Genomic DNA, 12665 nt, shown 5'->3' on the forward strand with positions numbered 1-12665 from the left:
CCGGATTGACAATATGATCAAGGGCAACGTTCCACATCCACCCACCGCTGGCCCGCTGATAATCTACCGATGCTGCACCGACTTGCCCGCCGTGCGGGACGAATTTCGATTGCCACCTTCGTCAGCGTGACGCTGACTGCCGTCGTCACCGTGGTGCTGGCCACCTTCGCGTTGTATTTCTATTCGCTCGAACGCGCGCAGCGCTGGGAGCAGTTGCACAAAACCCTGGCCAACAGCGCCGACGAACTGGCGGCCGCCGTGGCACTGCCGGCCTGGAACTTCGACGACAACCAGATCACCACCATCATCAAGAGCGGCTTGAGCAACCGCGACCTGTATGCCGGCGCGGTCACGCCGGCCACCGGCGGCAAGGCCTTCATCCTTGCCCGCAACGAGCAGGGGCAGCTGCACGAAACCACGCGCCTGCCCGACAACCCCGACCTGCTGTCGGAACGGCGCGACATCGTCGCCGCCGGGCAGCTGATCGGCGCCATTACCGTGTACGCCTCGCCGGAGGCGATGATCGAACAGCTGCGCCAGCGTCTCTATACCATCGCCGGCATGATCTTCGTGCTCGACGTGACGCTGGTGTTCTGCCTGTACCTGCTGTTATCGCACATGATCTTCAAGCCGATCACCACCATCGAACGCTATGCCGCCAACGTCAAGGCCGGCCAGAACCCGGGCGCCTTGCCGCCGCGCGACTGGTTTTTCGGCGAACTGCGCACCCTCAACGCCTCGATCCGCGAAATGGTGCAGCTGATGGACAGCCGCTACAAGGCCATGCACGACAGCGAGGAACGGCTGCAAATCGCCAGCAGCGCGGCCTCGATCGGCATCTGGGACTGGAATATCCACACCGACCGCATGGTGTGGGACGAGCAGATGCACCGGCTGTACGGGGTGGCAGACGGCCACACCGGGCCGCACCGGTCGGCGGTCGAAAACTGGATGCTGATGGTGCACCCCGATGACGCCGTGCCGCTGCACGAACTGCTCACGCGCGCGCTGGCCGGCGCCGGCGACTTCGACAGCGAATACCGCGTGCGGTGGCCGGACGGCTCGCTGCATTACCTGCACGGCGAGGCGGTGATCTTCCGCGACCCGGACGGCAGCCCCGCGCGCATGGTGGGGGTATGTTACGACGTCACCGAGCAGAAAACCGCCGAGCAGGAGCTGCGCCGCCACCGCATCCACCTGGAAGATTTGGTCACCGAACGCACCAACGCGCTGTCGGTGGCAGTGCGTCAGGCGCAGGCGGCCAACCAGGCCAAGAGCATTTTTCTGGCCAATATGAGCCACGAGCTGCGCACGCCCCTCAATTCCGTGATCGGCTTTTCGCGCCTGATGGCGGACTCCAAGCACATGCTGCCCGAGGAGAAGCGCAATCTCGCCATCATCCACCGCTCGGGCGAACACCTGCTCACGCTGATCAACGCCATCCTCGAACTCTCGCGCATCGAGGCCGGGCGCGCCATGCTGCAAACCGAGGCGGTGCGCATCGATGACGTGCTGCAGGAAGTGATGGACATGGTGAGCATGCGCGCCGGCCAGACCGGCGTACACCTGACGCTGGACGCCGTCGGTTTGCCGCCGGGCGCGCGGGTGGACGGCACCAAGCTGCGGCAAGTGCTGCTTAACCTGATGTCGAACGCGGTCAAATTCACCGGCCAGGGCAATGTCACGCTGCGCGTGGCCGGCACGCCGGTCGATGGTGGCCAGTGCGAGCTGGCGTTTGCCGTGATCGACGACGGCCCCGGCATCTCGCCCATCGACCAGACCCGCATTTTCGAGCCGTTCATCCAGGCGGAAGGGCCGGGCGCCAAGGAGGGCACGGGCCTGGGCCTGACCATTTCGCGCGAATTCGTGCAACTGATGGGCGGCGTGCTGTCGGTGCAGTCGGTACGCGGCGCTGGCGCCACGTTCCGGTTCACCATCTGCGCGCCGGTGGCCGACGCGGCGCAGCTGGCGGCGGCGGGCGGCATCAGCGCGCAGGAAATGCAGCGCGCGCGCCGCTTGCTGACCGCGCCGCCCGAGGGCGCCGGTCTGCGCACCGCCGTGCCGCTGGCCGCCGCCGACCTGGCGCAGCTGGCGCCGGACCTGCGCGCCCAGCTCAAGGCGGCGTTGCAGGAACTGAACCTGGCCCGCGTGGCGCTGCTGCTGGAGCCGCTGCCACCCGAACTGCATGCCGTGGTCGACGGCATCGAGCACATGGTGCGGCTGCACCAGTACCCGCAACTGTGCACGCTACTGGACCAGGCTGGAGCACAAGGCAGTTGAGGTATATGATGACGTTTGGATCACACGCATTTGGCGCGATAGAGAGTATTCATGCACCGGGACTTATCGGAACAACACACCAAGGGTGAAGTGCTGATCGTGGAAGACACGCCGGCCTCGCTCAAGCTCCTCAGCGACCTGCTGACCGACGCCGGCTACTCCGTGCGGCAGGCGCCCAATGGCGAACTGGCCTTGTGGACTGCGCAATCGCGCCCACCGGAACTGATCCTGCTCGACATCCGCATGCCCGGCATCGACGGCTTCGAAGTATGCCGGCGCCTCAAGGAATCGCCGGAACTGCGCCAGGTGCCGGTGATTTTCCTCTCGGCCCAGCATGACACCGACGACAAGGTGCGCGGCTTCGCCCTGGGCGCGGTGGACTTCATCGCCAAGCCGTTCCAGGCCGAGGAAATCCTGGCCCGCACCGACGCCCATGTACGCCTGGGCCGCGCCCAGCACGCGCTGGCGCAGGAGCGCGCCACGCTCGAACAGCGGGTGGCCGAACGCACGGCCGAACTGGCGCGCGAGATCGAGCAGCGCCGCGCCAACGAGGAATTCATGCGCCTGTCGAGCCAGGTGTTCGAGGCCACCCGCGACGCCATCGTCGTCACCGACCCCGAGGCGCGCATCGTCGCCACCAATCCCGCCTTTACGCAAATTTCCGGCTACACGCGGGAAGAAGTATTGGGCCGCAATGTGACCATGTTGCATGCCGGTGAACAGGATGCCGCCAACCTGGGCGTGGTGGTGCAGGCCATGGCCAGGAGCGGCCACTGGTCGGGCGAGCTGCTGGCGCGGCGCAAGAATGGCGAAACCTATCCCGGCCTGCTCAGCGCCTCCACTTTGCGCAATGCGGCGGGAGAGGTCACCAACCACGTAGCGCTGTTCCTCGATATCACCGAGCGCAAGGCCGAGCAGCACCTGATCGACTTCCTGTCTCACCACGATGCACTGACCGGGCTGCCCAACCGCCTGCTCGCGCGCCAGCGCTTCGAGCAGTCGCTGGCCGGCGCCCGCCGCGACGGCCGCTGCGTTGCCGTGATGTGCCTCGACCTCGACCGCTTCCGCAGCATCAACGACTCGTACGGCCACGAGGTAGGGGACAAGGCGTTGCAGGTGGTGTCGCACTTCCTCACCGACAGCGTGCGCGAGGGCGACATCGTCACCCGCCAGGGCGGCGACGAATTCCAGATCGTGGTGCAGGACGACAGCCAGCTGGGCGCCACCATGGCGCTGGCGCAGAAAATCCTGGCCGGCTTGCGCAAAGAGCTGGTGATCGACGGCCAGCAGATCACGGTCACCGCCAGCATCGGCATCGCCGTCAGCCTTACCGACGGCGACAGCTTCGACGAACTGATACGCAGCGCCGACACCGCGCTGTACCGCGCCAAGGAAACCGGTCGCGATAACTACGCCTTTTTCACCGAGCGGATGGACGCCGAGATCCGCGACAAGCTGGCGATCCAGAGCCAGCTGCGCGGCGCCATCGCCCGCGACGAATTCGAAGTCCACTACCAGCCGCAAATGTGCCTGCGCAGCGGCCGGCTGGCCGGCGCCGAGGCGCTGCTGCGCTGGAATAACGCGGTGCTGGGCCGGGTGCCACCGAACCGTTTCATCCCGCTGGCCGAAGAATATGGCCTGGTCAATTCGATCGGCGACTGGGTGCTGGAAAGCGTGTGCGCACAAATTCGCGCTTGGCAGGACCAGGGGCTCGGCGAGGTCAAGGTATCGGTCAACCTGGCCGCCGGCCAGTTCGCCAACGACGCCACGGTGCCGTACGTGGAAAATACGCTGCGCCACTTCGGTATCGCGCCGTCGTGCCTGGGCCTGGAGATCACCGAGGGTACCGTGATGGGCGACCCGGACAAGGCGGTGGCCGCGCTGCACCGGCTCAAGGACATCGGCGTATCGATCTCGCTCGACGACTTCGGCACCGGTTACTCGAGCCTCGGCTACCTCAAGCGCTTTCCGATCGACACCCTCAAGATCGACAAGTCGTTCGTTGACGACGTCACGACCAGCGCCAACGATGCGGCGATCGCGCTGTCGGTCATCTCGCTGGCGCACAACCTCAATATGCAGGTGATCGCGGAGGGCGTGGAAACGCGCGAGCAGGTGCAGTTCCTCACCGAGCGCGGCTGCGACGAAATGCAGGGATACTTTTTCAGCCGCCCGGTCAGCGCCGGCGAGTTTACCGAATTGCTGCGCGAGCGGCGCAATCTGTTTGACGTCTAGGAGCCTTATGCACAAGAAGTTCAGAACCATCGAGTTCAGCACCATTGCCGGCGTGGTTGCCGGCGCCTGCCTGGTCCTGTCGATGAACGCCCAGGCGGCCGCCAGGCCCGGACCGGCCGACGCCCGCTTCAAGGCCATCTACACCGAAGAACTGAAGTGGCGCCAGACGCAGAAGCAGGAAAGCGACGAGGACGACGAGGGTAGCGAAAGCGGCGTGAGTTCCGCGCTGCCGCGCATCGACGCCGCCACCCAGGCCACGCGGCTGGCCTACTGGCAGGGCGTGCTGAAAAAGCTGGACGGCATCAACCCGGCCAACCTGTCCGGTGAAGAGCATATCAACTACCAGGTGTACAAGGCGCAGATTGCCGCGCTGGTGGCGGACATCGCCTTCCGCGAATACGAAAAGCCGCTCAACGCCGATACCGCGTTCTGGTCCAACCTGGCGTATTCCGCGCGGCGCCCGATGACCACCGAGAAGGACTACCGCGCCTACATCCGCCAGTTGAACGATGTGCCGCGTTACTTCGACGAGGAAGTCGTCAACATGCGCGCCGGGCTGGCGCGCGGCTTCACGCCGCCCAAGGTGACGCTGGTGGGGCGTGATTCGTCGATCTCCTCGGTGGCCGACGCGAAAACGCCGCAGGACAGCATCTACTATGAGCCGTTCAAAACCATGCCCGCCACCATGCCGGCGGCGGTGCAGGACGAATTGCGGGCGCAGGGCGTGAAAGCCATCGCCACGGCGGTGCAGCCGTCGTTCGTCAAGCTGCTCGGTTTCATGCGCGACGAGTACGTGCCCAAGGCGCGCGAAGACCTGGCTGCCGAGAACCTCCCCGACGGCAAAGCGTATTACCAGTCGAAGATCGTCGAATTCACCACCACCAATCTGACCGCCGACGAGATCCACCAGATCGGCGTGGCGGAAATGGCCAAGATCCGCGCCGAGATGCAGGACGTGATCAAGCAGACCGGCTTCGAGGGAGATTTGCCGGCCTTTTTGCACTTCCTGCGCACCGATCCGCGCTTCTACGCCAAGACCCCGGAAGAGCTGTTGATGCGCTCGGCCTGGGTCGCCAAGAAGTTCGACGGCAAGGTGGCCCAGTATTTCGGCTACCTGCCGCGCCGCCGCTTCGCCATCATCCCGGTGCCGCCCGATCAGGCGCCGTTCTACACGTCGGGCCGGGGCGGTCCGGGCGTGTACCTCGTCAACACCTACAATCTGCCATCGCGCGCGCTGTACAGCATGCCGGCGTTGACACTGCACGAATCGGCCCCGGGCCACGCGTTCCAGATGCCGGTCGCGATGGAACAGAAGGGCCGGCCGTCGTTCCGCAACGCGTACATCTCGGCCTATGGCGAGGGCTGGGCGCTGTACACCGAACGCCTCGGCGCCGAGATGGGCATCTACGAGACCCCGTACGAAACCTTCGGCATGCTCAGTTACCAGGCGTGGCGCGCTTCGCGCCTGGTGGTCGATACCGGCATCCACAGCAAGGGCTGGACCCGCAAGCAGGCGCAGGACTACCTGCGCGCCAATACCGCGCTGTCGGACCACGAGATCGAAACCGAGGTCGATCGCTACATCTCGTGGCCGGGGCAGGCGCTGTCGTACTACCTGGGCCAGATGAGCATCATCAAGGCGCGCCGCAAGGCGGAAGCCGCGCTGGGCGAGAAGTTCGATATCCGTCATTTCCACGACACCGTGCTGCAACTGGGGTCGGTGCCGTTGCCGGTGCTGGAAGCGCGGATCGACCTGTTCATCAAGGAAGGCGGCAAGAGCCCGTACCCGAGCCTAAATTAACGTCAACGGTGACAATTGGCGCATTTTTTACCACGGCGGATGAAGTAATATTGTTCTTTTGAACAATCCGACTTCATCCGTTTTCATAGGCATCCCCGTGTATAAAAAATCCGTTGCGCTCGCCGTATCAAGCTTGTTCTTCAGTCTCGGCGCCCAGGCGCAGCAGCCGGACAAGGCTGAACCTCTTTCCGAGATCGCCCAGGTCTACACCGAGGCAGCCAGGGAAGTGAGCGCGCTCGACGCCACGGAACCGAACATCAACAAGCGCATTGCCGCTTACGAAAAATTCTCGTTCTCGCCCGAACTCAAGCCGCGCTTGAAAGCCGTCTTTGGCACCGACAAACCGTTCGCGCCGCAGCGGCTGCCCGACAGCCGTGGGCGCCAGCATTACCAGAGCGTGCTCAAAGCCGGCAGCCATACCGATGCGCAGGGCCATGCCGCGTGGAGCGATATCATCCTCAAGGGCGACACCAGCGCGGCCGGCAACCAGATGAACTACACGGGCGAGATGGCGTCGCTGAATGTGGGCGTCGCCAGCCGCCTGCAGCTGTCCGACCTGCGCCTGGGAGGCAGTCAGGCGCGTGCCAGCGATGGCATGTGGTATGGCGCGGTGAACTTGAGCGTGGCCCGCATCGCTGTCGAAGACGGCATTACCGGCAAGCTGCTGATGGAGGACCTGCGGTTCAAGACGGACATGCAACGGCGCGGCAAGACCGTGGACCTGGCGTACGGTTTGTCGATACGCTCGGCCGGCGCGGGGGAGCACAAGGTCGAACGCGTCAACGTCGCCACGCGGGTGCTGGGCATGGACGGCCAGGTGATGGCCGATTTCACCCGGTTCGCCAGCTCGCCGCAGTTGCAGCAACTGGCCCCGGCTGCGCAAACCCAGGTAATGCTGCGCAAGTTCAAGGAGCTGGGCGTGGCGCTGCTCAAGGGTGGCGTAAGCGTGGTCATCGACGACATCAGCGCCGCCTGGAAAGGCCAGGTTGCCTCGATCAAGGGCCGCATCGATTTTGCCAAAGCCACCGACGCCGAATTGAACTCGCTGCCGGCGATCGTGAAAAAGCTCGCGGTGCGGCTGGAAGTGCGGGTGCCGGTGGTGATCATCGAAGAAATTTCACGGGCCAACGCCGCCAAGGCAGTCAAAGCCCGGTCGCCCGCCGAGCAGGCCGCCAACCCGGCGCAAATGGCTGCCTTGGAGCAGAACATGGCCGACAAGGTGATGACCGATATCCGCCAGTCCGGCTTCGCGGTCGTGGACAAGGACGAGGTGCGCACGGTGATCGAATTGAAAAATGGCGTGCTCACGCTGAACGGCAAAGGGCCGTCGATGTTCGGCCTGAAGAACGGCAAGTTGCCGATGCCGTCGACGCCGACGCCGATGCCGATGCAGGCCAGGTAACACCGACCGATCCAGGACCACCATGACAGACGCTCACATCCATTTCTCCGGCCTCGTGCTGCGCCCGTTTGCCGATACCGACGCCGACGCCTTTGCCGCGGCCGTGGTGGAGTCGGTGCCTTCGGTATCGCCCTGGATGGCGTGGTGCGCCAGCGACTACACCGCTGCCGATGCGCTGGAGTGGTTTGCCATGTGCCGCGCCAGCGAAGCAGCGGGCACCGCGTTCGAGTTCGGCATTTTTTGCGAACAAACGGGCGACTTTCTCGGCGGCGCGGGTCTCAACGACATCCGACCGCTGCACCGGTTTTGCAACCTCGGTTACTGGGTGCGGCAGTCGCGCCAGGGGCAGGGCGTGGCAACGCGCAGCGTGCAGGCGCTGTCCGCCCATGCGTTTGACGCGCTGGGACTGCACCGGGTGGAGATCGTGGTCGCCGTCGGCAATACAGCCAGCCTGGCGGTGGCGGCGAAGTGCGGTGCGTTTGACGAGCGGGTGGCGCGCAACCGCCTGTGTATCGATGGCCGTGCGGTGGACGCGCACGTGTTTTCGCTGGTGCCGGGATAAGGCCAGCACGATTGGCAGGAACGTGAGTTCAATGTTATTATTTATACATTGCAATAATTTCAATTAACTCAACAGGCCACCATGACTACCGCACGCAACCTCTCGAAAGCGATCGGCATCTCCTTGCTGGGCGCATTTGCCATCCCTGTCGCCGGCTTCTCGGCCTTGTTCGCGCTGATGATGCTGCTGATTTTCCTGTTCCTGGACGGCTATCGGACTTTCGGCGTGTTCTTGACGTTCGCGATTGCCGCAGGCATCTGCTACTTCGCCATCAAGACCTTGGTCGGCATCGCCGGCAAGAACGCGGCTTTCGTCCGGCACATCAATGCCACCGAATCGCTGGCGCTCGATCCCGACAATATGCTTGGCGCACCGAGTCCGGCGTTCCTGGCCTTCGATCAAAGCAATCGCAAATTCGCGTTTTGCGACCGCGTGTCAGGTGAATACCGCATCCTCGATTTCAGCCACGTGCTGAGGTGGTATTACGACTGGGGTACCGGCACCCGGATGGACGTCCACATCATGCCCAACGTGAATGCAGCCGGCCTGCCGGTGACCAACACCGGCCTGCCCTACATGAACGTGCCGGGCACGCCGATGCCGCATGCCGGCACCTCTCACACCGAATATAAAAAGAACTTCAAGCTGGTGCTGGAGACAGCCGACGTCAAGAACCCGATCTTCACGTTCCCGATGCAGGGCGAAGCAGCCGCCCAGCGCTGGTGCGCCAGGCTGAACGCCATCTTCAACGGCTGACCCGCGAACTCCGGTTTGCCATCGGCGGGATTTGCTCTACACTTCAATGTGTACAAGTTATCGTACAGCTCAGTGCGATCTTGGTGCGCTTCGACGTACCTGGCTCGACAGGTCAGCAAAATAACTTCACGATGTAACGGAGCGAAAAAATGAGAATCATCAATTTTTCAGATGCATGCAACAGCTTGCGTGCCGTGATCGACCAGGTGGTGGAAGATGCTGACGTTACTGTCATTTCACGCAGGGATGCGCCGGATGCGGTGGTCATGTCCTTCGACTATTACACCAGCCTGATGGAGACTGTCCACCTGCTGGGTTCCCCTGCCAATGCTGCCCACCTTGCCAAGTCTGTCGCGCAGGCCCGTACCGGGCTGGCGAAAAACAGGGAATTGATCGATCTTTCCGACGCGGTCCAGGCGCATCGACGAAACCAACCGCCTGGTGTACCAGGTGCAGGGGGATGAGCTGATCGTCCTCTCCTGTCGCCATCACTATTGACGTCGGGCGTGATGTCTTACCGCAGCATATCGTTCGCAATCCAGTCCATCACCGACGGCCCGTGCGGCTGCCACCCGAGCAGCTCGCGCGCTTTCCTGCCGTGTACGCGGCTGTTGGAACCGAGGCCGTACGACGCCATCTCGTAGCCCCATTCCTCTTTTGCCTCCTCGAGCGGCCAGTCCTGCGGCGCACCCAGGCCCAGCGCCCTGGCAATCGCCGCGCTCATGTCGCGGAACGATGCTTCGCCGCTTTCCACGAAATAGAATGTGCCTGCCGGGCTCTTTTCCAGGGCCAGCAAATACAGGTCCACCACGTCGTCGATATGGACGTTGGACCAGATGTTGAGGCCAGGACCGACATGGCGCACGATGCCGCTCTTCTTGGCCTGCTTGAGCAGGCGGGGCAGCTGCACGCTGTCGCGCGGCAGCGCGCCGTGGCCGTAGATCAGGGTATTGCACAGTACGGCCGAACGGATGCCCTGGCCGGCAGCGGCCAGCACCAGGTTGTCGATCGCCACGCGCGCGGCCTTGTCGGCCGTAGGTTGCGGCAGTTGGTCTTCGTAGTAGATCTTGTCGGTACCCAGGCCGCCGGAGGCGTCGCCGACGATGCTCGAACCGCTGGTGTGCAGAAACGGCTTGCCCGATCCGGCCAGACCTTCGATGATGGCTTCAACTGCTGCGCGGTTGTCGCTGCTGGCGGCGTTGATGACGGCGTCGGCCGCGCGTGCTTGCGCCACCAGCAGGTCGTGGTCGGCCAGCGTGCCGACTATGCCGGTCACGCCGATCTTCGCTACTTCGGCCACCTGGTCCGGGTTGCGCACCAGGCCCACCACCTGGTGGCCGGCCTTGACCAGCCCCGCTGCGATCGAACCGCCGATAAAACCTGCCGCGCCTGTGACGAATACTTTCATGCCGTGCTCCCGTTTGATTGAAGGATCAAGTATGGGAGCGTTAGCCGTGCGCACCAAGGTGCGCACGAACAAAGCTGTTTTGACTGCGGCGCAACAATGGACTTACGGCGTGGCCATCATCTCGTCGAGCAGCGGCGCCATTGCATCAGCCCACAACTGGTAGCCCGCAGCGTTCGGATGCAGCTGGTCGGGCATGACCGCATCCGGAATCTTGCCATCCTTGTCCAGGAACACGCCGGTGATATCGAGGAAGCGCACCGTCTTGCCGTCATCCATCCGCGCCAGTTCCTGGTTAACGGCGCGGATGGTCTCCATGCGCCTGGCCGCTTCCGCGACAAAGGCCGGCGTGACCGGGCCGCCGAAGCGGTCGCGCGGGCCGCGCGGGAACACGCTCAGCAGCAGCACTTTGGTGCCCGGCAGTTTGGCGCGCACCATATCGACGATCTTGCGGTTGGCCGCCGCGATATCGGCCGCGCTGTAATCGAGACTGTTGTTGGTGCCGATCATGAGCACCGTGACCTTGGGCGCGATGCCGTCGAGTTCACCGTGCTCGATGCGCCAGATCACATGCTGGGTGCGGTCGCCGCCAATGCCGAAATTGGCCGGCTGGTACTTGCCGTAGTACTTGTCCCAGATCTCGGGCGCCTTGCGCCAGTTGTCGGTGATCGAGTCGCCCAGGAACAGCAGTCCCACCGGGCCGCTCTTTGCGCGGGCCAGGTTGATCTCGTGCTTTTTGAGGAACTTGCCATCGTCCTGCTTGGGCGAGGCGATGGATGCGCTTTCACGCGGATTGGTTTGCGCCAGCGCGGGGGCGGTGAGCAATGCCAGCGACAGCAGCAGTGCGCGGGAAGTCAACGACATCATGGGTTTTCCTTTACTTGAACGGCATGGGGACGCACCGGTTCCACGGCGCCGCCGAGCCAGATCGACAGGTATACCAGCGGCACCAGCGCGGCGCCGAGGACAAAGAACAGCGTGTAGTTGCCGCCGGCCGTGAGCACCGGCACCAGCTGCATGCAGCCGATCACGCCCAGCACGGCGGCGGTGCCGCTGACGCCTGCCAGCGAGCCGACCGTACGGCCGGAGAAGAAGTCGCTTGGCAGGGTCTGGATGTTGGTGATCGCCGCCTGGAAGCCGAACAGGATCACGGCAATCGACAGCACGGCAGCCAGCGGCGTGGCAGCCACGGTGGTGAGCAGCAGGGCGGGGAACATCACGATCAAGCCGAGTGCGATGACGAATTTGCGGGCCCGGTTGACCGACCAGCCGCGCTGCAGCAGGCGCCCGCAGAACCAGCCGCCGGCCAGCGCGCCGATGCCGGCGCCCACGTACGGCACCCAGCCGAACAGGCCGATCTGCTTGACGTCAAAGCCGAATTTCTCGTTCAGGTACAGCGGCAGCCAGCCCACGAACAGCCACCACACGGGATCGATGAAGAAGCGCGCTGCAATCACGCCCCAGCTCTGGCGGTGGCGCAGCAGCTCGCCCATGGTGGGCACGTATTCGTCAGCGGCAGCTTGCGTCTTTTTTTGGCCGCCGAGGATATACGCGCGTTCGTCTGCGCTGATCCACGGGTGCGAATCCGGGCCGGATTTATATACGATCAGCCATGGCACGATCCAGATGAAACCGAGCGCGCCGATGAGGATGAACGTGGTTTTCCAGCCCACGTACGCATACAGGAAGGCAACCAGCGGCGGCGCGATGATCGAGCCGACCGAGGCGCCGGCGCCGAAAATGCCCTGGCCCAGTGCCCGTTCGCGCACCGGAAACCATTCGGCGATGGCCTTGGTGGCGCCGGGCCAGTTGCCGGCTTCGCCGATGCCGAGCAGGGCGCGGAACAGCGCGAACGACAATGCGCTGCGCGCGACGAAATGCAGCCCGATCGACACCGACCACACCACGATCGAAAGCAAAAAGCCGATGCGGGTGCCCAGCGCGTCGAAAATTTTACCGAACAGCGACTGGCCGACCGCGTAACCGATCAGGAACACCGTGATGATGTTGGCGTAGTCGCGCTTGTCCAGTCCCAGTTCGGCGGCGATGCCCGGCCACATCACCGCCAGTGCCGAACGGTCGATGTAATTGATGATGGTGGCAGCGGCAACCAGTGTGATCACCAGCCAGCGCAGCCCTTTTTTGGTTGTCATGCCCTTGTCTCCTTGTTGGTTTTAGAACCTGTTTCGGCAGGGAATGAGGCGCTGCTCAGGTTCTTATTGGG

General features: G+C 63.9%; 11 protein-coding genes. 8 read left to right on the forward strand and 3 right to left on the reverse strand.

The genetic code is table 11. The features are described 5' to 3' along the window. Window positions 1-69 precede the first annotated feature (69 nt). The 8 genes from F8197_RS01815 (at window position 70) to F8197_RS28750 (ending at window position 9534) form a co-directional block, all read left to right on the forward strand. A complete protein-coding gene (locus tag F8197_RS01815) occupies window positions 70-2280 on the forward strand; it encodes a HAMP domain-containing sensor histidine kinase (protein WP_152879534.1) in 2211 nt (736 codons plus the stop codon). Between the two features lie 51 nt (window positions 2281-2331). Continuing rightward, window positions 2332-4515, forward strand: a complete 2184-nt coding sequence (locus tag F8197_RS01820) for a GGDEF domain-containing response regulator (RefSeq protein WP_152879536.1) — start codon at window positions 2332-2334, stop codon at window positions 4513-4515. A gap of 7 nt (window positions 4516-4522) precedes the next feature. Beyond that, window positions 4523-6316 carry a DUF885 family protein gene (locus tag F8197_RS01825; protein ID WP_152879538.1) on the forward strand — a complete coding sequence of 598 codons (1794 nt, stop codon included), beginning with the start codon at window positions 4523-4525 and terminating at the stop codon, window positions 6314-6316. Between the two features lie 133 nt (window positions 6317-6449). Continuing rightward, window positions 6450-7718, forward strand: coding sequence for a DUF945 family protein (locus F8197_RS01830; protein WP_193333303.1), 1269 nt, complete (start codon window positions 6450-6452; stop codon window positions 7716-7718). 22 nt (window positions 7719-7740) lie between these two features. Further along, complete coding sequence (locus tag F8197_RS01835; RefSeq protein ID WP_152879543.1) at window positions 7741-8280, forward strand: GNAT family N-acetyltransferase; 540 nt, start codon at window positions 7741-7743, stop codon at window positions 8278-8280. An 81-nt stretch (window positions 8281-8361) separates the two neighbouring features. Continuing rightward, entirely contained in the window at window positions 8362-9036 is a 675-nt protein-coding gene (locus F8197_RS01840; RefSeq protein ID WP_152879545.1) for a hypothetical protein, read from the forward strand. 149 nt (window positions 9037-9185) lie between these two features. Further along, window positions 9186-9500, forward strand: a complete 315-nt coding sequence (locus F8197_RS01845; RefSeq protein ID WP_152879546.1) for a type II toxin-antitoxin system Phd/YefM family antitoxin — start codon at window positions 9186-9188, stop codon at window positions 9498-9500. Continuing rightward, a complete protein-coding gene (locus F8197_RS28750) occupies window positions 9478-9534 on the forward strand; it encodes a hypothetical protein (protein WP_373996801.1) in 57 nt (18 codons plus the stop codon). Before F8197_RS01845 ends, F8197_RS28750 begins: the two co-directional genes overlap by 23 nt. Window positions 9535-9550: 16 nt before the next feature. Here F8197_RS28750 and F8197_RS01855 read toward each other — a convergent pair whose 3' ends face one another. The 3 genes from F8197_RS01855 to F8197_RS01865 form a co-directional block, all read right to left on the reverse strand. Further along, window positions 9551-10444, reverse strand: a complete 894-nt coding sequence (locus F8197_RS01855; protein WP_152879548.1) for an NAD-dependent epimerase/dehydratase family protein — start codon at window positions 10442-10444, stop codon at window positions 9551-9553. 102 nt (window positions 10445-10546) lie between these two features. After that, a complete protein-coding gene (locus tag F8197_RS01860; protein WP_152879550.1) occupies window positions 10547-11308 on the reverse strand; it encodes a GDSL-type esterase/lipase family protein in 762 nt (253 codons plus the stop codon). Then, window positions 11305-12594 carry an MFS transporter gene (locus tag F8197_RS01865; RefSeq protein ID WP_152879552.1) on the reverse strand — a complete coding sequence of 430 codons (1290 nt, stop codon included), beginning with the start codon at window positions 12592-12594 and terminating at the stop codon, window positions 11305-11307. Before F8197_RS01865 ends, F8197_RS01860 begins: the two co-directional genes overlap by 4 nt. Window positions 12595-12665: the final 71 nt, after the last annotated feature.

It is taken from the genome of Duganella sp. FT27W (assembly GCF_009295655.1).
GTDB lineage: Bacteria > Pseudomonadota > Gammaproteobacteria > Burkholderiales > Burkholderiaceae_D > Rugamonas > Rugamonas zoogloeoides.